The organism is Endothiovibrio diazotrophicus, from assembly GCF_054657215.1.
The window spans coordinates 84,874-106,069 of the sequence record NZ_BAAHXB010000003.1 but is presented as its reverse complement, the minus strand read 5'-3'; the positions used below and the strand labels follow the sequence as shown (position 1 = coordinate 106,069).

The following is a 21,196-nucleotide window of genomic DNA, read 5'->3' as shown; positions in this document are numbered from 1 at the left end:
GCGAATATGGCATCTCCGACAGGGTTCCTGCAGACGACCGCTCAGTAACGACGCTCTCAGTTCCCGGAAAGGCTCTTGATTCAACGACTCACCGAGCTCCGAACTCTCCTCCCCCAGGCGCCCCAACGCAGGGAAATTACAGCAGGGCCGGACCTCCCCGTTCGCGGAGATCTCCACATACTTCCACGGGTCCAGACAGAGGCGACCCACGCCCTCGTCACCCTCTTCCACCTGATCTGCCGGACGGACGTTCACCGCTCGCGAACCCAATGGCCCGACTTGCCGCCCGCCTTCTCCAACAACCGCACCCCTTCGACCGTCATCCCCCGGTCCACCGCCTTGCACATGTCGTAGACGGTGAGCAGCGCCACCTGCACCGCGGTCAACGCCTCCATCTCCACCCCGGTCCGGCCGCGGGTCTTCACCGTGGCGCGGCAGTGGACGGCGGAGTCCGCCTCCCGCGGCTCCAGTTCGATCTCCACCCTGGTCAGCGCCAGCGGGTGGCAGAGCGGGATCAGCTCGGCGGTGCGCTTCGCCCCCATGATGCCGGCGACCCGGGCGATGCCGAGCACGTCGCCCTTCTTATGATCGCCGGCGACGATCCGCGCCAGGGTCGCCGGCTCCATCGTGATCCGCCCCTCGGCCACCGCCACCCGCCCGGTGACCTGCTTGTCGCCGACGTCGACCATATGGGCCTCACCCCGGGCGTTGAAGTGGGTCAATTCATTCATGATTCTCGCGGATATTTCGCCGGTTTGCCGGAGGGAGGCTATGTTGTCATAGTAACCGACCCTTTTGCACGGTGAACGCGATGACCATCCAGGTGCGATTCTTCGCCAGTCTGCGCGAGCGGCTGGGGCGCGACGGCTGCGAGTTGGAGGCCGCCGAGGGACTGACCGTGGCGGAGGTGTGGGCGCGGGCCGAACCCGGCCAGCCGCTGCCGGCCAATACGCTGACCGCGGTCAACCAGGAGTATTGCGACCTCGACACACCGGTCCGCGACGGCGACGAGGTGGCCTTCTTTCCCCCGGTCACCGGCGGCTGACACGCGAATCTGCCGCATTTGTGATTTTTGGCCGTTTCGGCAGGCCACCGGATCGCTAGAATGGCCCTGCGCCGATGAGCAGACAACCGCATCTCCCCGGCCACGGTGAAACATGACGATCGAGATCCGCACCACCCCCTTCGACCCCTACGCCGAGGCGAGCACCTATCAGGCGTCACGTCCGGAGATCGCCGGCAAGCACGGCGCCACCGCGCTGTTCGTCGGCACCATGCGCGAGTTCAACGAGGGGAGCGAGGTGACCGGCATGACCCTGGAACACTATCCGGGGATGACCGAAAAGTACCTGGAGAAGATCGCCACCGAGGCCACCGAACGCTGGGGAGTAATCGAATCGCTGATCCTCCACCGGGTCGGCCCGCTGCAACCGGACGAGCCGATCGTGCTGGTCGCGGTGTGGAGCGCCCACCGCCGCGAGGCGTTCGAGGCGTGCCGCTGGTTGATGGAAGAGTTGAAGAGCAAGGCCCCTTTCTGGAAAAAGGAGACGCTGGAAGGTGGCGAGCGCTGGGTGGAACACAACACCCCCGGGTAGCGGTCGACACCCTCCGGTCAAACCTTTACCGTGAACGTAGATAACGTCGGCACCGCCGCAACCTGTAGGAGCGGCCCTTAGGGCCGCTCCTACAGGTCGAGCCCTTCGCGAAAACCAACGGCCACCCTTACGGATCAACCCTCCCGAACCCAAAGCAGAGACCCCGCGTGTCCACCCCCTACCCCACCGACCTCGAACCCACCACCGGCCTGTGCCGCATCCGCCTCGACGGCCGCCTCGACGCCCTCTCCGCCGGCAGCGTGCAGGATGCGCTGATGGCCCTGGTCGACGAGGGGGAGCGCAGGATCCTGGTCGACCTCTCCACCATCGCCTTCCTCAGCAGCGCCGGCATCCGTTCGCTGCTGATCGTCCACAAGGAGCTCCATCGCGCCGGTGGCGAGCTGATCCTGCTCGGTGCGGGGGAGCTGATCCGCGACGTGCTGCAGACCGCCGGGATGACCCGGCTGTTCACCCTGATCGCCGCGCCCGATGAGCTGATCGCCAGGCAGACGGAGGAGAACGACGCGACACCGGGCGCCACCACCGCCGAAGGGATCTCCCTGCGCGTGGAGACGCGCGAGGCCGCCCCCGGCGAGCTGCGTCCCATCGGCGACCACCGCCCGCTGGCCCGTGCCGGCTACCGCGAGCAGGACGTCCACGCCGAATCCCTGAAGACCGGCACCTACGCCGCGGGTCTGGCCGCGGCCGGCGAGCGCTTCGCTGAGTACTCCCGCCTGTTCGGCGAGGCGGTGGTGATCGACGGCAACTTCTTCGTCCAACCGGCGGTGCCCAACCCGCGGGTCGATTACGTACTGCGCGAGTGGTCCGGCGAGCTGGGCAAACTGCGTTTCCTGCACGGCTTCAGCTTCGGCGGCGAGTTCCGCCACCGCGTCCAGTTCGAGGACCGCGAACAGCCCATCGACCTGGAGCGCCTGCGCCGGGTGCTGTTCCGGGTCAGCGACGCAGATCTTCTCGGGGTGGTGCTGGTCGCCGAGAGCCGTGGCCACCGCGGCATGGCGCTGCGCCGCCCCCCCTTGGCCGGCGCACTGACGGAGGGGGACGGGAGCATCTTCGACGCCGAACGCTTCGCCGACTGGTTCGACTTCCCGGTGGAGGATGGCGAGAGCGGCCTGCTGCTGGCCGCCACCGGGATCATGGCGCGGGAACCCGGCCGGCTGCCGGCGGCGCTGGCGGAGCTGCTGCCGCAGGAGAGCGCCCTGCACCTCCACGCCCTGATCACCGGGAAGGGGCACCTCAGCCACCGGGTAGGCGACCTCGAACGGGAACTGGAGCGGCTGATCGCCCACCAGTCGCCGGAGCAGGTCTGCCACCTGCTGCCTACCACCACCCTGCGCGCGGGACTGGTGGGGCTGATCAAGCTGGAAGGCGCGAAGTAGCCATGGTCACGGTACCTATAGGGCGTGCCGTGCACGCCGTGCTCAACGGAGCCGGCGAACGGACCGGTTTCCACCTCCCGTTCAGGACGGTGCCCTCGTTCGACAAGGCGCGCACGGCACGCCCTATATCGTCACGCCGGAGAAGTCCCGGGAGACGCCCTGCCCGCTCCGACCGGTGCGTCTCCTATCGTCGGCACACCCTACCCGGCCCGACAGGCCGCTGACTCAACCAACAACAGGATTGCCCCCGTGGAACTCTGGATCGGCGCCGTCAACCTCGGCCTCATCTACGCCTTCATGGCGATGGGGGTCTACGTCAGTTTCCGCATCTACGACTTCCCCGACATCACCGTCGACGGCAGTCTCACCACCGGCGCGGCGGTCGCCGCGATACTGCTGGTGGCCGGCGTCCACCCGCTGCTCGCACTGCCCGCAGCCTTCGCCGCCGGCGCGGTGGCAGGCACAGCCACCGCGCTGATCCACACCAAGCTGAAGGTCAACGGCCTGCTCGCCGGCATCCTGGTGATGACCGCGCTCTACTCGGTCAACCTGCACATCATGGGGCGGGCCAACATCCCGCTGCTCAAGGAGGAGACCCTCTTCTCCTGGCTCGCCGGCTTCAACCCCGGTCTGCCCGGCGAGGCGTGGCTGCTGCTGGTGCTGCTGGCGGTGATGGCGCTGTTCGCCGCCGCGGTCACCTGGTTCCTGCGCACCGATCTGGGCGTGACCATGCGCGCCACCGGCGACAACCCGGCGATGGTCGCCGCCAACGGCGTCGACGTCGACTGGATGAAGCTGCTGGGGATCGCCTTCGCCAACGCCCTGGTGGCGCTCTCCGGCGCGCTCGCCGCCCAGTACCAGGGCTTCGTCGACATCGGCATGGGCATCGGCGTGATCGTCTTCGGTCTCGCCTCGGTGATCATCGGCGAGTCGCTGCTGCGCGGCCGCTCGCTGTGGGCGATGGTGATCGGGGTGATCGTAGGCTCGGTGGTGTTCCGCCTGATGGTCGCGTTGGCCCTCTCGGTGGGACTCAACCCGATCGACCTCAAGCTGATCACCGCGCTGTTCGTCCTCGCCACTCTGATCCTCTCGCGGCGGGTCGCCGCCGGCCGCCTGCTCCCCTCCGCTCGCGGAGCCGCGATCGGCGGCGCCGTCGCGCTGGCCGGCGGCGCGCTGCTCTTCGGCCTGCCGCAACTGGAACAGCAGAACCCGACACCCACCGCCGCCCTCGGCAAGGACGTCAAGCTGCAACCGGGCCACTACCGCATCGGCATCATCCAGATCGTCGAGCACCAGGTGCTGGACGACACCCGCGAGGCGTTCATCCGCGAGCTGGCCGAACTGGGCTACGTCGAGGGGCGCAACACCGAGTTCCTCCTCGCCAACGCCCACGGCGACATCGCCACCCTGCCCACCCTGCTCGACAGCTTCGTCCAGCGGGACGCCGACCTGGTGCTCTCGATTTCGACCCCGGCGACCCAGGCGGCGATCAGCCGCATCCACGACCGCCCGGTGCTCTTCGCCACCGTCTCCAACCCCTTCGTGATCGACGCCGGCACCGATGACAGCCACCACCTGCCCAACGTCACCGGGGTCTACGGCAGCGTGCCGATGGACCAGTTCATGGCGATGAGCACGGCGATCCTACCGGGGATGAAGCGCATCGGCGTGATGTGGAACGAAGGCCAGGCCAACGCCGTCTACAGCGTCGGCGAGCTGCGCAAGGTGCTCGCCGCCGACTATCCGCAGATCGAGATGAAGGCCGGCATCGTCGGCAGCTCCGCCGAGGTCTACGACCAGGCACTGGCACTCGGCAACCAGGGGATCGACGCCTTCGTGCTGCCCCCGGACAACACCGTCTTCTCCGCCATCGAGGCGGTGGAGAAGGCCGCCAACCAGTTCCACATCCCGATCTTCCTCTCCGAAATCGCGCGCATTCAGGCCGGCATCGTCGGCGCGGTGGGCTTCGACTACCACGCCAGCGGCATCCAGGCGGCGCATCTCGCCTACCGCATCCTGGCCAAGGGCGAGAAGCCCAACGACATCCCCTTCCAGCAGTACACCGGCCTCCACTGGGGGGTGAACCTGGACAAGGCGAAGGAGCTGAAGATCGCGATACCGGACGAGGTGATGAAACGCGCCGAGCTGGTGGTGAAGAACGGCAAACTCAAGGACCTGCGCCGCCTCACCACCATCGGCGTGGTCCAGTTCGCCGACCGGGTCGTATCCAAGGAGCCCCGCGATGCCCAGTAATCTGCCCCCGATGATCCGCATCGCCGGCCTGCACAAGACCTTCAACCCCGGCACGGTCAACGCTGTCTACGCCCTGCGCGGCATCGACCTGACGCTGGCCCCCGGCGACTTCCTCACCGTCATCGGCACCAACGGCTCGGGCAAGTCGACCCTGCTCAACGCCGTCGCCGGCAGCTTCCTGCCCGACCAAGGCTCGATCCACATCGCCGGCGAGGAGATGACCCGCAAGCCCGACTTCCGCCGCGCCCACCGGGTCGCGCGGGTCTTCCAGAACCCCTTCACCGGCAGCGCGCCGAACATGAGCATCGCCGAGAACCTGCTGCTCGCCCACCTGCGCGGCCGCCCGCGCCGCCCACGCACCAGCCTCGACGCGAAACTTCGCGAGCAGCTCAGCGAACGGGTGCGCAGCCTGGAGATGGGCCTGGAGGAGCGTCTCGACAACCTCATCGGCAGCCTCTCCGGCGGCCAGCGCCAGGCGCTGACCCTGCTGATGGCGGTGCTGCGCGAACCGAAGGTGCTGCTGCTCGACGAACACACCGCCGCCCTCGACCCCAAGTCCGCCGCCCAGGTGATCCGCCTCACCCGCGCCTTCGTCGAGGCCGCCGGCCTGACCACGCTGATGGTCACCCACAGCATGGAGCAGGCGCTGACCCTCGGTAACCGCACCCTGATGATGCACCACGGACAAATCGTCGAGGAGCTCGACGCCGACGAGAAGCGGCGCCTCACCGAGAGCGACCTCCTCCACCGCTTCACCGAACTGCGCAAGCGGGAACAGCTGACCGAAGAACTCCGCCTGGAGCTGGTCGGCGGCTATCGATAACCCCTCCGTTGTTCCGTCGGATAACGCCGTAGGTCGGCGCTACTGCGCCGACCGGAACGGGGGCACCATTTCCTTGTCGTCACCGCCACATTTCCCGAACGGGGCGTTCCGTTCGCGAAGATCATCACGGCCGTAAGCCCGCTGCCTTCGTTCGCGTCGGCGCGGTAGCGCCGACCTACGGAGGAACCCCCGCCCTCGCGACGAACGAGCCCATTGCGCCCGCCTCCCCGAAAAGAAAAGGCCCCGCGAATGCAGGGCCCGATCGATCTAACGGAAAGTGCGGCGCCCCTCACGGCCCCCACGGCATCGGCATCCAGCTCCCCATCTTGCCCATGGTGCGGTTCACGTCGTGGGCCATGATCCCCATCTTGCCGTTCATCTCGTGCATGTCGACCGCCATCGCCGGCATCGCGCTCATCTTGGCGTTCATCTGGTTCATCGCCAGGGTCATCTGATCCATGTCGTCGGCCATCCGCGGCATCGCCTGCAGCGCCTTCTGCACCTCGTGCAGCATCGCCATGATCCCCTTCAACGGATCGATGCTCTTGCCGCTGGCGACGTCGTGGCGAATCGCCGCCATCTTCGCGTCGATCCGCTGGGCGTCCGCCTCGGCGTCGAACTTGGCCGTCGCCGCCATCTGGTCGGCGTCACTCTCCAGGCGCTTCGCATCGCCGGCCAGACTCTGCTCCACCCGGGCCACCTCACCCTCCGCGGCGACCGCCGACGGCCCGGAGAGGCCGACCCCCACATAGAGGCCGAGCCCGACCAGCGCGAACAGCGAACCGACCAGGCTGCGGTTCCAGCGCTCCAGACGGCGCATACGCTGCTCGCTGCCCTCGGCGAGGCGGGTGAGACGATCGACGCTGTCGAGCAGACGGGTGATTTCTTCGGTGCGGGGTTCCACAACAATCTCCTTATTGGTTGGTTGGAGGAAAAAACGCGGCTCAGGATAGAACAAAATCGCCGCGCGGGATATTTCATCCGGTTGCGCGAAGGGTCGCGCGGGGACAATCCCGAACACTTCATGGAACCGCATCCATTTCGCCGATCGACACGCCACACATTTTGTCGTCACGACATATCGGCGGCGGAAATCCACCCCAACGAACGGCTGCGAACCGCACCGTTCCCGTCCGCTCACCGCCCGTCGCGGCGTAACGGAGCAGGCGCTCGCCAGTTTCCGGCATGCTTGGGAACGACAATGCCAATGCAATAGATTGGAACCGGATGTAATCAACCGTAATGGCTTCCAATTCTATATATCAATAGAGTCCACCTGCGTTCAGCAAATTCAACGAGCCTCGGATAGTTTCGAAAGCAAAACTGGATCAGACATATTTATAGCGTTGCCAACCGACATCCATAACACCAACATCCGTTGATTTTCTGAGCCGACCCCAAAGACAAATTCAACCTCATTTGGAGCATTCAAAATGAAAGACTACGTCATACTCCGTCCGGCTGCGGACAACGTCGCCGCGTACCGTATTGAGGGCACCTCGATGATTATCATTGTTGCCAAAGGCCATACTGCCAACCTTTGCAGAGGCCTTGAGATCAGGCCCATTCACAACGAAATCGCCCCACCGATCTACCAGGTGACGCAGGACAACTGCGGGGCAATCGGCTCGGAAGAATATGACATTGCAGAATTTTTTTCGTACCCTGGCGTGGATTACGTCTATTTCGAAACCGCTCAGGGAACCATCAGGCTGGACATCCAGGAGCCAAGAGTGGAACACACCCCCGCGACGTTGGCAGCAGCACACTCTAACGACAATCAGGCGGTTGGGTATGCCCCGAACTCTACCGACATAAACAAGGCAATCAGCTCCGCGGTCAAACAGTTGCGAGCCAAATTCCCCGGCAACATCTCAGCCAAAATGGTAGATGCGGGATTCGTCGCCGCAGGCTCACCCATTGGAATCGCCTTCTTCTATGTAGTAATGGAAAGGCAATCGTAAAGTGAAATGGGGCCAGGTTCGAATTCGTTTGACCTGGCCCAATTTTTCAATACACCACGACAATCAATTATCGTCGCATCCAAGATGCCCCACTGCGCCCCCCGGGCCTTTCGTTGACGCTCACTCCGTACCCGACGCCCCTCAAGCCACCTTCACCCGCAACATCTCCTCGCCATTCTCGTCGGTGAGATGCACCGCGCAGGCGATGCAGGGATCGAAGCTGTGGATGGTGCGCAGGATCTCCAACGGCTGATGGACGTCGTGCATCTCGTGGTTGTCCTGCAACGCCGCCTCGTAGGCGCCGGGTTGGTTGTGCGGATCGCGCGGACCGGCGTTCCAGGTGGAGGGGACCACCGCCTGATAGTTGTCGATCCGCCCCTCCTTGATGACGATCCAGTGGGCGAGCCCGCCGCGCGGCGCCTCCATCACCCCCACCCCGCGCGCCTCGCGCGGCCAGCTGGAGGGTTCCCACAGGGCGTCGTTGAAGGTCTTGGTGTCTCCGGCGCGGATGTTGGCCACCAGCTGGTCGTACCACCCCTGCATGGCGTCGGCCAGCAGCTTGGTCTCCAGGGTGCGGGCGGCGGTGCGCCCGAGGGTGGAGAAGAGCCCCTCCACCGGCAGGTCGAGCTGGCGGAGCGTCATGCCGACCAGCTCCCGGGTGGGCTCGTGGCCCTGGGCATGGAGCATCAACACCCGCGCCAACGGCCCCACCTCCATCGGCTTGCCCTTCCAGCGCGGCGCCTTCATCCAGGAGTAGGCGTTCTCCACGTCCAGCTGCCGGAACGGCAGCGTCGGGCCGGTGTAGTTGGGTTTGGTCTCGCCGTCATAGGGGTGGAGCCCCTGCGCCTTGCCGCCGGCGTAGTCGTACCAGCTGTGGGCGACGAACTCCTCGATCTCCCCTTCCGCATCCAGATCCACCGGATGGACGGTGGAGAGATCGCGGCCGAGGATCACGCCGGGCTTGAAGAAGTAGTGGTCGGTGTCTCCGATGTGGGTGGCCGGCAGGTCGCCGTAGACCATGAAGTTGCCGAGCCCCTCGCCGCGGGTCGCCCAATCCTTGTAGAAACCGGCCACCGCCAGGGTGTCCGGCAGATAGACCTGATCGACGAAGGTACGCATCTGGCTGATGACGTCCTGCACCTGGGAGAGCCGCTTGGCATTGATCGCCGAGTCGGAGTTGAGGTCGATGGGGCAGGCCACCCCGCCGACCAGGAAGTTGGGGTGCGGATTCTTGCCGCCGAAGATGGCGTGCAGCTTGGCCACGTCGCGCTGCCAGCCGAGCGCCTCCAGGTAGTGGGAGACCGCCATCAGGTTGGCCTCCGGCGGCAGCTTGTAGGCCGGGTGCCCCCAGTAGGCGTTGGCGAAGATCCCCAGCTGCCCCCCCTCGACGAACCCCTTCAGCTTCTTCTTCATTTCCGCGAAGTAGCCGGGGGAGGACTTGGGCCACGCCGAGATCGACTGGGCCAGTTCGGAGGTGGCCTTGGGGTCGGCCTCCAGCGCGGAGACCACGTCCACCCAATCCAGCGCGTGCAGGTGGTAGAAGTGCATCACGTGGTCGTGGATGTACTGGGCGCCGATCATCAGGTTGCGGATCAGCTCGGCGTTGTGCGGGATGCGGTAGTCCAGCGCGTTCTCCACCGAACGCACCGAGGCGAGGCCGTGGACCAGGGTGCAGACGCCGCAGATGCGCTGGGCGTAGGCCCAGCCGTCGCGCGGATCGCGTCCGCGCAGGATCAGTTCGATGCCGCGCACCATGGTGCCGGAGGAGTAGGCCCGGGCGATCCGCTGCCCTTCCATCTGCGCCTCGATGCGCAGGTGCCCCTCGATGCGGGTGACGGGATCGACGACGATTCGTTCGCTCATGCTCGTTCTCTCAGCAATCCAGGAAATCCGCCAGGATGCGGTACTGCGCCTCGCGCTCGCCGTCCGGCGACTCCTCGCCGGCCTCGATGAGCTGGCAGGTGCGCGCCATGCGGCCGTTCATCGCCGCCTGCCAGGCGAGCCCCTTGCCGCGGGTCGGCGCCTTCGGCTCGACGCAGGCGATGGCCGCCCGCGCCACGAAGTAGCCGGCCTGGACCGACCAGTGGCAGTCCGCGCCGCAGCGGGCGTGGTGCTCCAGGACGGACTGCTTGGTCCCCTTGAAGGCGGCCTCCAGCATCTCGGGGGTGGTCGCCGGGTTCTTCGCCGCCGCCACCGCCACCCGCACCCGCTCGTCGTCGGCGAGATCGAGGACGTGCTCGACGAAACGCGCCGCCACCTGACGCTGGCGTGCCGCCTCCATCCCGTCGAGCACCGCGTGGAACGCCTGGTCGTTATCGATCGGTTTCATCGGAAGCCCCCTTCTCCGCACGATCCTCCACCAGATGCTCGGCGATCAGTTCGGTCAGGCCGACCACGGGGAGATCCATGTTGTTCTCCTCCAGCCCCTCCTCCAGGGTGATGCGGCAGTTGGCGCAGGCGGTGACCACCACCTCCGCCCCCGTCTCCAGCAGCTGCCGCTTCTTGCGCTGGAACGCCTTGAACTTCACCTCGTCGGCGCGCTCGTTGGCGCTCACCCCGCCGCCGCCGCTGCAGCACCAATTCATGGCCCCGCGATCCTCCATCTCGACGAAGCGGCTCGCCACCCCGTTCAGCAGATCGCGCGGCTGCTCCACCACGCCCCCCTTACGGGCGATCTGGCAGGGATCGTGGTAGGTGAGCCGCGCCTCCTCCACCCCCTCCGTCTTGAGCAACCCCTGGCGGCGGAACGCGTCGAGCACTTCGAGCACATGGCGCACCTTGAAGTTGTAGGGCCGCCCGATCAGGTTGGGCCCTTCGAAGCGGATCGCGGTGTAGGCGTGGCCGCACTCGGGGCTGATCACCGTCTGCACGCCGAGCTCCTCGGCGGCATCGACCACCCGCCGCACCAGCACCCGCGCCAGGTCCGACACGCCGATCTGAATGCCGCTGTTGGTCGCCTCGAAGGCCTTCGAGGCGATGGTCCAGCGCTTGCCCGCTTGGTGCATGATCTTGGCGATCGCCTCCAGGTACTCCGGGAAGTTCATGATCTCCATGGAGGAGAGCAGCACCATGTACTCGACACCGGCGCGGTCCAGCGGGATCTCCAGCCCGGTCTCCTTCTCCACATGGCCGATCTGCGCCTTCAACGCCGGCAGCTTCACCCCCATCGGGCTGCCGATCTCGATGGCGCGGGTGGTGGCGCCGATCAGCCCCTCCGGGGCGTGGCCGGCGGCGGCGAAGCCCTCGCGCAGCTTACGGATCATGCCGGAGATGTCGTTGCCCACCGGACAGACCAGCGAGCAGCGACCACACAGCGAGCAACCGTCGTAGACCAGGGTCTCCCACTGGGCGAAGACCTCCTCGGTGACCGGCTTGGCGAGGCCGACCGCGGCCTTCAGCTTGCCCCACAGGGTGTACTCCCGCTCCCAGACGCGGCGCATCGGCTCCACCTTGTGGATCGGCGTATAGCGCGGGTCGCCGGTCTCGGTGTAGAACAGGCACGCCTCGGCACACAGGCCGCAGCGGACGCAGGCGCTGAAGAAGCTGGCCACCGGCGCGTCGATCTGCTCTTTGATGAAGCGGATGCCCTTCTCGACCGATGGCGCGCTCATGACTCGACTCCCCGGTGGCCGGCCTGATACCCCTGATACCCACGGGCCAGCAGGAAACTGAAGATGTGGGTCAACTTGGTGAACGGCGCCACGATCAGCAGCAGCTCCACGCTGAGGATGTGCAGCGCCAGCATCAGGGTGTAGGGCAGCAGCAGGTGGTTGAACGCCAGATAGCCGGTGAGCACCGGCAACAGGGTGACCGCCCAGGCGACGTAGTCGTCCACCGTCGAGATCTGGCGCAGCACCGGGTTGACCTGGCGGAAGACGAAGGCGGCGACCAGCGAGAGCAGGGTGACGGCGGCGGCCGCGTCGACCATGCCGGAGGGCAGCGCGGTCCAGCCGACGCCCAGTGCCTGCTCGATCAGCGCGATGTGCGGACCGAACAGGAAGATCACCACGAACAGGCCGAGGTGCAGCACGTAGCCGTTGACGATGCGCAGCGGCTCGCGGGCGAACACCGAGCGGCGCGGCAGGGAGCGGCCGACGATGGTCCTCAACGCACCGGCCGGGCCGCTGCCCCGCCGCTCGGAGAGGTCCGCCTTGCGCCCCAGGCTGAGGATCTCGAACAGGCGCAGCAGCGTGCCGGCGACGGCCACGGTCAGCGCGATGTCGAAGCCCGGCCCACGCGCCCACAGCAACAGTTCGGTGGCGTTCACGACTTGGACTCCTGCGCCAGATCGGCGACCGCCATCGGTTCGTGGGCGGCCTGGTGTTCGGCCTTGCGCCGGCGGTTGTCGAGCCCCACCGCGGCGCCCGCCGCAACGCCGGCCGCCGCCGCGGCGAGCAGCGTGCCGCCGGCACGGTCGATGGGCTGCGAGAGGGCGGCGTAGAAGCTGCCGGCGTCCCAGAAGTCGGGCTCGGAGCAACCCAGGCAGCCGTGGCCCGATTCGATCGGGAAGCTGGTCCCCTGGTTCCACTTGACGGTGGCGCAGGCGTTGTAGGTGGTGGGTCCCTTGCAGCCCAGCTTGAACAGGCACCAGCCGGCCTTCGCCCCCTCGTCGTCGAAGCTCTCGGCGAACTGGCCGCGCTCGTAGAAGGGACGACGGTAGCAGCGGTCGTGGATGCTCTGGCCGTAGAAGGACTTCGGACGCCCGAGGTGATCCAGCTCCGGGATGGCGCCGAAGGTCAGGTAGTGGGCGAGCACACCGGTGATCACCACCGGGATCGGCGGGCAGCCCGGTACGTTGATGATCGGCTTGTCCTTGATGATCTCGCCCACCGACACCGCGCCGGTGGGGTTGGGCGCGGCCTGTGGCAGACCGCCGAAGGCGGCGCAGCTGCCCACCGCGATGATCGCCGCGGCCCCCTTCGCGCTCTCTTCGAGCATGTCCAGGTTGCTGATGCCGGCGATGGTGGAGAAACCGGGATTGCCCAGCGGGATCGAGCCGTCCACCACCAGCAGGTAGCGGCCGGCGTTCTCGTGCATCGCCGCCTCGCGGGCCGCCTCCGCCCCGGCGCCGGCCGCCGCCTGCAGGGTGTGGTGGTAGTCCAGCGAGATGTGGTCGAAGATCAGCCCCTCGACGCTCGGCGAGTGGCTGCGGGTGAGGGACTCGGTGCAGCCGGTGCACTCCTGGAAGGAGAGCCAGATCACCGAAGGACGCCGCGCCCGCTCCAGCGCCGCGGCGATCGCCGGCACCATGCTCGGCGGCAGCGCCATCAGCGAGGCGGTGGCGGCGCAGAACTTCAGAAAGCCGCGGCGCGAAACCCCCGCGCGACGCAGGCTTTCGCCCAAGGTGATGTCATCCACCATGCTCAACCCTCCCGATCCGGAGCGGACACGCCGCTCAGGAACGCGGTGATTGCGCCAGTTCCTCCTGAAGGCGTAAAACGCTGTCGTGCACGTCCTCGGTGGGTGTGCGCAGCAGTGAAGGGATCTCGCAGACCTCGATCTGCAGGGCGATCGATTGATCGTCGACGTCGCGATGGTCGACGATCCAGACCCCGGGAAAGCGGCTCTCCCAGATCCGCGTCTCGCCCATAGCCGTTAGCGTAGCGTAAATCTCCCCTTTTCCCAGGAAGCCCAACAGCCCCTCGACCTCACCGGGCGCGAACGGAACGGCGCGCAGGTCGATGGTCGTGGTTTCCGCCGAGGCGGCCAGCCGGGTCAGGGCGTGACGCACCTCGTGCAGCAGCGGGAGCGCGTTGTGGGTCGACTGCGGCGGCGGCGCCACCTGAATCGCAATCCGGTCCAATGCCGACATGGCCGAGTACCTCCACAGGTAGGGGATCGGCGGACGCCGATTCAGGATGGGGACGCCAGCCGATACCACCGCTCGGCGAGCGTCATCACCGTTTCGCAGGCGAGGGGAATGGCCTCGCGCACCGCGGGGCTCGGCTGCTCGCCCCAATCGATCACCGCCGGTTCCACGCCGACCAGCGCGCGGAACGGAGGAAGGGTATCGGAAAGACGTGCGATGTCGAGCAGATCGCTCAGCCCCACCTCGTGGACGCTCCGGCGGTTGCCGCGCAGATGGCGCTCCATCGCCTCGTTCTCGAACAGCACCACCGCCCCCGGCGCACCGCCGGCGCGGGTGGCATCCACCACGATCAAGTGGGTGTGACCGGCGATCTCCTCGGCCAGGGTGAAGCTGAGGGTGCCGCCGTCCAACAGGGTGACGTCATCCCGTCCGCCCAGTTGCCCGGAGAGGGCGTCGACCACGTGGACGCCCACCCCTTCGTCGCTGAGCAGGGTGTTGCCGATACCGAGAACGAGCAGTCGAAAGCTGGACAAGGGGGACTCCCATGGGCAGGCGCCGAATCGCCCGGAGCGGACCGGCAGAAACATCCCTTTCGATTCTAGCCTGCATTCTTCACCCACTTGCTGACTCAAACCGTGTAAAAGAACGGTGTGTCGCGATCGATAGCCGCGTCTCGGTTCCCTGTAGGAGCGGCCCCGAGGCCGCGATGCTACGGAGTGCCGCGGCCTGCCGATGGCGGCGGGGGTCAACAGATGGAGCGCCCGGCCTCCACATCCTGCTTACGCCAAGTAGGCAAGCACCGCCCAAGGGCTCGCGAAAGAATCTCCCGGAACGCCCTGCCCGCGCCGGTGGCATCAACCCGGAGTAGAAAAGATTGACTTCTCCCCGCCGCAATCCGATGGTGCGGCGCAGATTATGCGGAACTCCCCAACATGGCCGATCGCTTCCTCCTCATCCTGATCAAGCCCTCGCGCTACGACGACGACGGCTACGTGGTGCAGTGGCACCGCTCGGTCTACCCCTCCAACGCGCTGACCGTAGTCAACGCGCTGGCCGAGGAGTGCGCCGAGCGCCGGGTGCTCGGCGAGGGGGTCGAGATCGTCGTCGAGGCCTACGACGACCAGTGCGCGATGCCCTCGGTGGAGCAGTTCGCGGCGCGCATGAAGGCGGCGCGGGCGGGGGCGCTGGCCTGCTTCGTCGGCATCCATACCGCCCAGTTTCCGCGCGCCGCCGACCTCGCCCGCCGCTTCCGCGCCGCCGACATCCCGGTGGCCATGGGCGGCTTCCACGTCTCCGGCGTGCTGGCCATGCTCCCCGAGCCGACCCCGGAGCTGCAGGAGATGCTCGACCTCGGCGTGACCCTCTTCGCCGGCGAGGCGGAAGGACGCTTCGAGCAGTTGCTGAAAGACGCCCACGCCGGCTCCCTGCCGCCGCTCTACAACCACCTCGACGATCTGGTCGACCTCGCCGCCGCCCCTCCCGCCACCCACCTGCCGGAGCAGGTCGAGCGCAAGCTCGCCCACTCGCTCAACCCCATCGACCCGATCGAGGCGGGCCGCGGCTGCCCCTTCAAGTGCACCTTCTGCACCGTGATCAACGTCCACGGGCGCAAGCCGCGGATGCGCTCCGGCGAGACCATGGCGGCGGTGATCCGCCACGCCGTGCAACGCGGACGCAAGCGCTTTTTCTTCACCGACGACAACCTCTCGCGCAACAAGAACTGGCGCGAGATTTTCACCGCGCTGGCGCGGCTGCGCGAGGAGGAGGGGCTGGCGTTCACCATGGCGCTGTCGGTCGACACCCAGAGCGACAACGACCCCGACTTCATCCCGATGGCGGTGCGCGCCGGCGCCGTGCAGGTGTTCGTCGGCATGGAGAGCGTCAACCCCGACGCCCTGGAGCTGGTGGGCAAGAAGCACAACGCGGTGAAGCGCTACCAGCGCTTCTTCCTCGAATGGAAGCGCCACGGCGTGGTGACCATGGCCGGCTACATCATCGGCTTCCCCAACGACACCCCGCAGAGCGTGCGCCGCGACCTCAAGCTGATCCAGGACGAACTCGCGGTCGACATCCTCTACCCCTTCATCCTCACCCCGCTGCCCGGCTCCGCCGACCACGCCGCGCTGTGGAACCAGGGGGTGCCACTCGACCCCAACCTCTCGCGCTACACCTCCTGCCACGCCACCCAGCCCCACCCGACCATGAGCGGCGCCGAACTGGAGGCGCTGTTCGCCGAGACCTGGAAGATCTTCTACAGCACCGAACACGTCGCGCGCATGCTGCGCCGCCAGGCCACCCTCGGCGGCGACATGGACGCGCTGGCCGAATTCATCCTCGGGGTGGGCGCCACCTACGGCATCGAAAAGGTCCACCCCTTCGAGACGGGGCTGTTCCGCATCAAGCGCCGGGACGAACGCGATCCGGCGAAACCGCGCGAGGCGGCCCTCCCCTTCTACCTGCGCCGCGGCGTCGAATTCACCGTCGCCCAGCTGCGCTGGGGCTGGCACATCCTGCGCCTCCAGCGGATGACCCGCGCCGCCGAGCGCCACCGCGGCCAGCCGCCGGACCCTGACGACAAGGCGCTGCTCGGCTACGACCACATCCCGAAATAGCCGGCCCCCCAATTTGGGCTCTACGCTCGAATTGGTGGCGCCTCCTACGGAAGGGAAAACCAAGAATCGACTGTCACACCGGAATCCCTACGCCATTTCCGGAAAGAAGCAGCGTGACTTCAGTAGAAATAGCAGTTGATGTACCGAAAAATAACGGTATAACTTTATAAACGATTTCGCTGACAAGAAACTCACCGATTGCCTAAGGAGAAATCGCCAAAGAAATTTCAAATATTATAAATAAATAATACTGAACGATGCTCCACAGACTGCATAGTTGATGCAGTGCCGCTTGGCGGCCATACAAACACCGGAAACGCAACACGTGCCCCCTTCCATCGCCAAGAAGAACGACGGCTTTTTATACATGGCAAAGGAAACAGTGCACTACCGACATACGGACCAACGAAAATCGTCGCATTATAATAGGGAGAAGAGTGATGAAAAATAGCATAAAAATGCTGGCTTTTGCCTCAATTGCCATCGCCACATTATCCGGATGCGGAACCATTGACGACAGATATTATGTACAACGCGAGTGGTCGAAATCACTTCGTGAGCTGGGGATCATTCCATTATTTCCGCCACGAGAGGATGTTTTCGTCGGAGATGTATATGCATACGGATACGATCCCGCAAGCCAAGAAATCGAGGACATTTTCCTCAACCCATGGGATAGTTTGAGTGAAGAACAGAGGGTGTGCCGCCGCATTATGGGAATGAGCCCCCGTCTCGCCCGACTAGGAGATGATTTCAGTTCAAAAATCGATAATGAGTATTCAAAAACCATCTCCGCACCCAAGACACCTTCCAGCTACGACAACATCGTAGGCAATCCCGCATGGGGAGCCGCGGACCAGAAGGTGAAGTCGAAGCAGGAAGCACTCGACAAATTGATGAAGACGGTTTCCGACGCCAATAATAACGTAGAAAGAATAACCGCTGAAAAACAGCAACTGACCTGGCAGGTTGAAAAGGCCTCATCAGAGGTAACAATGGCGGAAACGGCACTGAATACCGCCAAAGAAGCCCTCGTTGATGTATCGGCGGAGCAAGCGGAAGTCGACCGCCTAGACGGCGAAATCCTCAGCAAGACGGATGCAAAAAAAGAGGCAACGAGAGCCGAGGAGGATATCGCCGAAGATGCTCCTGACGAACAAAAATCAAGAGCACAACGGGCCGTCACCCAAGCGACCCGCGATTTGGAAGATGCGATGATAGCGAAAGAACGCGCACAGGCTGCATTGACTAAGAAGCAAACGGCGCCGCGTGACGTTAGTGCAGAACAGGAGGCGCTGAACGCCGCAAAGAAAACGAAAGCCGACCTGGATCGCGCTCTTGTGCAGAAAACCCATGAACTGACACTCGCAACCGCGGCAGCTACAAAACTATCGACCGAATCACCAGACAAAATCACCGCAGCAAAGGCCGCTGTAGAAAGCGCAAAATCCGTGCGCGACGCAATAGCCAAAGCCGGCGCCGGACTGCTTCAGCCCCAACCACGTGATGATAAATATTCCATATTCCTGAATGATATCGAGGTGGCTGCGTTGCCATCGAAGCCGGACGACACATTTGGTTCGAGGAACAATCGAATGCGACTGGTTGGTTTCCCGGAATTTGCCACCGTAAGTTTCTCGCAAGGCGATCTTTCCGCGCTAATTCCAATCGAAGCCATGGGACTCGGGATAAACATCAGCAGGAGCAGCATCGATCGAGTCAGCGTCAAGGTGCCAGCCGCTGAGTCATATTCGCTTTCTGCGGCAACGGTCATGTCCACCTTATTCAACAGTCCGGTGTATTCGACCAACCCCCAGAACACCTCACCAACCTGGAAATCGAAACCAGGATCTCCGCTCGCATCCCACCTACCCTTCGTTGATGCGGTGGCCAACCGTGGAGCATGCACCATCGCTGGCAAGCCGGAGTATGTCCACTTACGAATCGTAACCGAGGTGTTCTATGCGCGAGCGCTGGATATTGCGCTGTTCTCGTCCGACAGTTTTGGCATGAGAACGCAGCTGGCATCCCCTACCACGCTAATCGGCGCCCAAACCACAGCAGATGAATCCTCGAATATACCTGCAATGACGCCTGCCACACTTGATATGGATCACCTGGACACGGCCGCTTCCGCCGCACTCTTGGCCAGGCTGAAAAGCAGGATTGGAACAACCCAGGCTGTACCCGGCGGTTCGGTACAGCTGGTAAACTACAGCGACCGGTCCATTGGCCTGCGCCGGGTATTTGACCGGCCGATTGCGATCGGCATGCGAGGAATATCCATCGAGTACAACCCTGCCACAAAAGAGTTTGGAAAAGCCGGCTTAATAGTTTCTCCCGTTCCAAGTTATAAGCCAGGGTTTTGATTCATGAAATAGCGAAACTCGAGTCATGGTCCGTATAGCGTAATTTAGAGATTCCGGAAAGGAGTACCTCATGTCCGTATTTCGTCGATTTTCCGTGACCGACAAGTCCGGCACGATCTATCAAGAATACTTGGCGCGAAATCTAAATGTGGAGCGCACGCCACAGGCACGGCAGCAGATCATCGAAGGTACGTTTCAGCGTAGCGATGAGTCACGCCATCGCAGCGTTCGACCGTTCTTCTACATGGACCAGCCGCGCAAGAGTGTGATGTATGTCCTGCCCAGACACGAACGATATCGATGGAAATACTGGTCCACACGACTGCAAGCGGGTTTGGATCTGTTCCCCAAGGGAACCCTCGACTCGGGAGTGAATCCACGGGTAGTTTTCGGTTTGGACGAACTTCGAGAGAAGCTGATACTCCAAGACGCCGGGCTGGATGATGCGTACACCGAGTACCTCAAGGTTCTGGTGCTGAATGACCATCCATTTCTTCTGCAACGACCTCGAATGAATCTGTTCGTTGACTACGCCAACGAGGACGAGATTGGTTTCGTTGCCGTGTTTGACCACGACGACTCCCGTTTTTTCGCACGCCTTCGCTGGGAAAGCGTCACGGACATCGATATCGACACGGCGAAGAGCTGGGCGGACACGCGACACAGCGACAACCTGTTTACCTTGCCGGAAAGCGGCGATTATTGGGTCAATTTCCGTCGCTGGGCGCCCGCAACCCGCGCCTTGCAGCTTCTTGACTCATTCGCCGAAAAACTCGAAGCAGGCGGGCAGATCGACTTCGCAAGCCGCGATTTTCAACTAGCTCTAAAATATCTGCCGCGCGGCAATCAACTTCCCAGCCGGGCGAAGCGTCAACTACGAATAGTGCAGCGATATGCGAAAGGAAAAGCCCGCTCTGATATCGAGGACGCCTTGTTCGAGATTCGCTTCAAATTCCAGCTTGAAGACGACTGGGCGAGTAACGACGACCCCGACGACATCGATACGCTATGGGATCTGTTAAAGGACCTGCCGGATTCCAATGTGGAAGGAAACACCTCAATTGCCGAGATACTGGTGGACAATCAAAAATCCGGGGGGTGGTACGACCCGCGCACCCATGAGATCGGCATTGGGGAAAGCGAACTTCCTCGCGGGGAAGAATTCGACAAGGTCGTACGACATGAGGTAGGCCACGCAGTTCATGACCAACGGGGTGAGCTGATAGATGACTTTCTTAAGTCCCAATTCGGCTGGCAGGTCTTTGACAAGAGCAACTCGGGCATAGACGAATGGGTCGGTCTAATGGGTGGATGGGGATCGCTCAGCCCATCAGACCAACAACTTGTACGCAGGATCATTCGATACGGATTGGGTGATGGCAAGTGGAATGGAAACCCGATCGTCCTCCCTGAAGATCACATCTGGAACACCGCGGATTTCGGTCCTCGCCGGGCTTTCGAAGGCAGCATCAAAGACGGAAGGTACTGGTGGGAAAACCATGCGCACTGGTATCAACACGGGAACAGGGCTTTTTCGTTCAATTTCTACTACAAAACCCTGATGGTGGTTAACTCCGATACGATCACCCTGCTTGGCAAACTGCCTGACGCCTATGCCGCCATGTCGCCGGCCGAGTTTTTCGCGGAGCTTTACGCGGCCTACCACGATCTGGATGCAGATATTTCGTTTTTGCCGGACTTCGTACAAAAGTGGTTCGTTGACAATATCGGTGGGCGAGGGGAGGAGCGGGACTAGCGAAATGATGAGCGCCGGGCGCGTCGAGGGGATCTCGCCCCATGGGTCATCCTATCGTAGATGCCGACAACGCGACCCCATGCAGACACCTCACCACCACGCCCCACCCGACCATGAGCGGCGCCGAACTGGAGGCGCTGTTCGCCGAGACCTGGAAGGTCTTCTACAGCACCGAACACGTCGCGCGCATGCTGCGCCACTAGGCTACCCTCGGCGGCGACATGGACGCGCTGGCCGAATTCATCCTCGGGGTGGGCGCCATCTACGGCATCGAAAAGGTCCACCCCTTCGATACGGGGCTGTTCCGCATCAAGCGCCGGGACGAACGCGAGGCGGCCCTCCCCTTCTACCTGCGCCGCGGCGTCGAGTTCGCCATCGCCCAGCTGCGCTGGGGCTGGTACATCCTGCGCCTCCAGCGGATGACCCGCGCCGCCGAACGCTACCGCGGCCAGCCGCCGGACCCCGCCGACCGGGCACTGCTCGGCTACCCGCGCGAGCCGGCGACCGCGGCGGAGTAGCCGCCTGCAGCCGAGACCGCACGAGGGAGCGGCGCCCGGCAGATCCCCCTTGCCATCGACCGCCCACCGGACCCTATACTTGCCCACCTTTTACCCCCGT

At 64.2% G+C, this 21,196-nt stretch carries 20 protein-coding genes and 1 pseudogene; 11 read left to right on the top strand and 10 right to left on the bottom strand.

From position 1 onward, the window contains the following. Nucleotides 1-18 precede the first annotated feature (18 nt). Together ACYQ2W_RS01840 and moaC are read right to left on the bottom strand one after the other, a co-directional pair. Nucleotides 19-210 (bottom strand): annotated as a pseudogene (locus ACYQ2W_RS01840) (SPASM domain-containing protein); the annotation flags it as partial. A 41-nt stretch (nt 211-251) separates the two neighbouring features. After that, a complete protein-coding gene (moaC, locus tag ACYQ2W_RS01835) occupies nt 252-731 on the bottom strand; it encodes a cyclic pyranopterin monophosphate synthase MoaC (protein ID WP_459862825.1) in 480 nt (159 codons plus the stop codon). Nucleotides 732-811: 80 nt separating this feature from the next. Between moaC and ACYQ2W_RS01830 the strand changes: the two genes are divergently transcribed. The 5 genes from ACYQ2W_RS01830 (at nt 812) to ACYQ2W_RS01810 (ending at nt 6,068) form a co-directional block, all read left to right on the top strand. After that, nucleotides 812-1,045 (top strand): MoaD/ThiS family protein, encoded by a 234-nt coding sequence (locus tag ACYQ2W_RS01830; RefSeq protein WP_459862823.1) that lies wholly within the window; start codon nt 812-814, stop codon nt 1,043-1,045. A gap of 112 nt (nt 1,046-1,157) precedes the next feature. Next, complete coding sequence (locus ACYQ2W_RS01825) at nt 1,158-1,595, top strand: molybdenum cofactor biosynthesis protein MoaE (RefSeq protein WP_459862821.1); 438 nt, start codon at nt 1,158-1,160, stop codon at nt 1,593-1,595. Nucleotides 1,596-1,762: 167 nt separating this feature from the next. Further along, on the top strand, nt 1,763-2,992 hold the full coding sequence (locus tag ACYQ2W_RS01820) for an STAS domain-containing protein (RefSeq protein WP_459862819.1): 1,230 nt from the start codon (nt 1,763-1,765) through the stop codon (nt 2,990-2,992). Nucleotides 2,993-3,241: 249 nt separating this feature from the next. Further along, a complete protein-coding gene (locus ACYQ2W_RS01815) occupies nt 3,242-5,245 on the top strand; it encodes an ABC transporter substrate binding protein (protein WP_459862817.1) in 2,004 nt (667 codons plus the stop codon). Continuing rightward, nucleotides 5,235-6,068, top strand: a complete 834-nt coding sequence (locus ACYQ2W_RS01810) for an ABC transporter ATP-binding protein (protein ID WP_459862815.1) — start codon at nt 5,235-5,237, stop codon at nt 6,066-6,068. Before ACYQ2W_RS01815 ends, ACYQ2W_RS01810 begins: the two co-directional genes overlap by 11 nt. Before the next feature lie 289 nt (nt 6,069-6,357). Here the strand turns inward: ACYQ2W_RS01810 and ACYQ2W_RS01805 are convergent, their stop codons facing one another. Next, complete coding sequence (locus ACYQ2W_RS01805) at nt 6,358-6,972, bottom strand: hypothetical protein (RefSeq protein WP_459862813.1); 615 nt, start codon at nt 6,970-6,972, stop codon at nt 6,358-6,360. A 529-nt stretch (nt 6,973-7,501) separates the two neighbouring features. Between ACYQ2W_RS01805 and ACYQ2W_RS01800 the strand changes: the two genes are divergently transcribed. Next, nucleotides 7,502-8,032, top strand: a complete 531-nt coding sequence (locus ACYQ2W_RS01800; protein ID WP_459862811.1) for a hypothetical protein — start codon at nt 7,502-7,504, stop codon at nt 8,030-8,032. A gap of 141 nt (nt 8,033-8,173) precedes the next feature. Here ACYQ2W_RS01800 and ACYQ2W_RS01795 read toward each other — a convergent pair whose 3' ends face one another. Genes ACYQ2W_RS01795 through ACYQ2W_RS01765 form a run of 7 tightly spaced genes read right to left on the bottom strand, consistent with a single transcriptional unit; the run spans nt 8,174 to nt 14,374 of the window. Further along, nucleotides 8,174-9,895: a nickel-dependent hydrogenase large subunit gene (locus ACYQ2W_RS01795; protein WP_459862809.1), complete on the bottom strand. Its 1,722-nt coding sequence runs from the start codon at nt 9,893-9,895 to the stop codon at nt 8,174-8,176. Nucleotides 9,896-9,905: 10 nt separating this feature from the next. After that, nucleotides 9,906-10,361 (bottom strand): hypothetical protein, encoded by a 456-nt coding sequence (locus tag ACYQ2W_RS01790; protein ID WP_459862808.1) that lies wholly within the window; start codon nt 10,359-10,361, stop codon nt 9,906-9,908. Then, complete coding sequence (locus ACYQ2W_RS01785; protein WP_459862806.1) at nt 10,345-11,643, bottom strand: (Fe-S)-binding protein; 1,299 nt, start codon at nt 11,641-11,643, stop codon at nt 10,345-10,347. The genes ACYQ2W_RS01790 and ACYQ2W_RS01785 overlap by 17 nt, the downstream gene beginning before the upstream one ends. Then, complete coding sequence (locus ACYQ2W_RS01780; RefSeq protein WP_459862804.1) at nt 11,640-12,299, bottom strand: hypothetical protein; 660 nt, start codon at nt 12,297-12,299, stop codon at nt 11,640-11,642. Before ACYQ2W_RS01780 ends, ACYQ2W_RS01785 begins: the two co-directional genes overlap by 4 nt. Beyond that, a complete protein-coding gene (locus tag ACYQ2W_RS01775) occupies nt 12,296-13,393 on the bottom strand; it encodes a hydrogenase small subunit (protein WP_459862802.1) in 1,098 nt (365 codons plus the stop codon). Before ACYQ2W_RS01775 ends, ACYQ2W_RS01780 begins: the two co-directional genes overlap by 4 nt. 34 nt (nt 13,394-13,427) lie before the next feature. Beyond that, nucleotides 13,428-13,844: a hydrogenase expression/formation C-terminal domain-containing protein gene (locus tag ACYQ2W_RS01770; protein WP_459862801.1), complete on the bottom strand. Its 417-nt coding sequence runs from the start codon at nt 13,842-13,844 to the stop codon at nt 13,428-13,430. A 41-nt stretch (nt 13,845-13,885) separates the two neighbouring features. Further along, on the bottom strand, nt 13,886-14,374 hold the full coding sequence (locus ACYQ2W_RS01765) for a HyaD/HybD family hydrogenase maturation endopeptidase (RefSeq protein ID WP_459862800.1): 489 nt from the start codon (nt 14,372-14,374) through the stop codon (nt 13,886-13,888). 399 nt (nt 14,375-14,773) lie between these two features. On the opposite strand from ACYQ2W_RS01765, the gene ACYQ2W_RS01760 reads away from it, so the two are divergent. From ACYQ2W_RS01760 to ACYQ2W_RS01740, 5 genes are all read left to right on the top strand, one after another. Then, a complete protein-coding gene (locus ACYQ2W_RS01760) occupies nt 14,774-16,453 on the top strand; it encodes a B12-binding domain-containing radical SAM protein (protein ID WP_459862798.1) in 1,680 nt (559 codons plus the stop codon). A gap of 440 nt (nt 16,454-16,893) precedes the next feature. After that, nucleotides 16,894-18,822 (top strand): hypothetical protein, encoded by a 1,929-nt coding sequence (locus ACYQ2W_RS01755; RefSeq protein WP_459862796.1) that lies wholly within the window; start codon nt 16,894-16,896, stop codon nt 18,820-18,822. Nucleotides 18,823-18,892: 70 nt separating this feature from the next. Then, the gene (locus tag ACYQ2W_RS01750; protein ID WP_459862794.1) at nt 18,893-20,578 is read left to right on the top strand and encodes a CpXC domain-containing protein; all 1,686 of its coding nucleotides are present in this window, start codon (nt 18,893-18,895) and stop codon (nt 20,576-20,578) included. 41 nt (nt 20,579-20,619) lie between these two features. Continuing rightward, on the top strand, nt 20,620-20,781 hold the full coding sequence (locus tag ACYQ2W_RS01745) for a hypothetical protein (protein ID WP_459862792.1): 162 nt from the start codon (nt 20,620-20,622) through the stop codon (nt 20,779-20,781). A gap of 18 nt (nt 20,782-20,799) precedes the next feature. Then, on the top strand, nt 20,800-21,096 hold the full coding sequence (locus ACYQ2W_RS01740; RefSeq protein WP_459862790.1) for a hypothetical protein: 297 nt from the start codon (nt 20,800-20,802) through the stop codon (nt 21,094-21,096). The last annotated feature ends 100 nt before the right edge of the window (nt 21,097-21,196 follow it).

What these genes read in the sequence shown, in the direction of transcription:
- ACYQ2W_RS01825 (WP_459862821.1), top strand. Translation starts at nt 1,158, where the DNA reads ATGACGATCGAGATCCGCACCACCCCCTTCGACCCCTACGCCGAGGCG.
- ACYQ2W_RS01770 (WP_459862801.1), bottom strand. Translation starts at nt 13,844, where the DNA reads ATGTCGGCATTGGACCGGATTGCGATTCAGGTGGCGCCGCCGCCGCAG.
- ACYQ2W_RS01740 (WP_459862790.1), top strand. Translation starts at nt 20,800, where the DNA reads ATGGACGCGCTGGCCGAATTCATCCTCGGGGTGGGCGCCATCTACGGC.
- ACYQ2W_RS01785 (WP_459862806.1), bottom strand. Translation starts at nt 11,643, where the DNA reads ATGAGCGCGCCATCGGTCGAGAAGGGCATCCGCTTCATCAAAGAGCAG.
- ACYQ2W_RS01745 (WP_459862792.1), top strand. Translation starts at nt 20,620, where the DNA reads ATGGGTCATCCTATCGTAGATGCCGACAACGCGACCCCATGCAGACAC.
- ACYQ2W_RS01755 (WP_459862796.1), top strand. Translation starts at nt 16,894, where the DNA reads ATGAAAAATAGCATAAAAATGCTGGCTTTTGCCTCAATTGCCATCGCC.
- ACYQ2W_RS01795 (WP_459862809.1), bottom strand. Translation starts at nt 9,895, where the DNA reads ATGAGCGAACGAATCGTCGTCGATCCCGTCACCCGCATCGAGGGGCAC.
- ACYQ2W_RS01775 (WP_459862802.1), bottom strand. Translation starts at nt 13,393, where the DNA reads ATGGTGGATGACATCACCTTGGGCGAAAGCCTGCGTCGCGCGGGGGTT.
- ACYQ2W_RS01810 (WP_459862815.1), top strand. Translation starts at nt 5,235, where the DNA reads ATGCCCAGTAATCTGCCCCCGATGATCCGCATCGCCGGCCTGCACAAG.
- ACYQ2W_RS01760 (WP_459862798.1), top strand. Translation starts at nt 14,774, where the DNA reads ATGGCCGATCGCTTCCTCCTCATCCTGATCAAGCCCTCGCGCTACGAC.
- moaC (WP_459862825.1), bottom strand. Translation starts at nt 731, where the DNA reads ATGAATGAATTGACCCACTTCAACGCCCGGGGTGAGGCCCATATGGTC.
- ACYQ2W_RS01750 (WP_459862794.1), top strand. Translation starts at nt 18,893, where the DNA reads ATGTCCGTATTTCGTCGATTTTCCGTGACCGACAAGTCCGGCACGATC.
- ACYQ2W_RS01830 (WP_459862823.1), top strand. Translation starts at nt 812, where the DNA reads ATGACCATCCAGGTGCGATTCTTCGCCAGTCTGCGCGAGCGGCTGGGG.
- ACYQ2W_RS01800 (WP_459862811.1), top strand. Translation starts at nt 7,502, where the DNA reads ATGAAAGACTACGTCATACTCCGTCCGGCTGCGGACAACGTCGCCGCG.
- ACYQ2W_RS01790 (WP_459862808.1), bottom strand. Translation starts at nt 10,361, where the DNA reads ATGAAACCGATCGATAACGACCAGGCGTTCCACGCGGTGCTCGACGGG.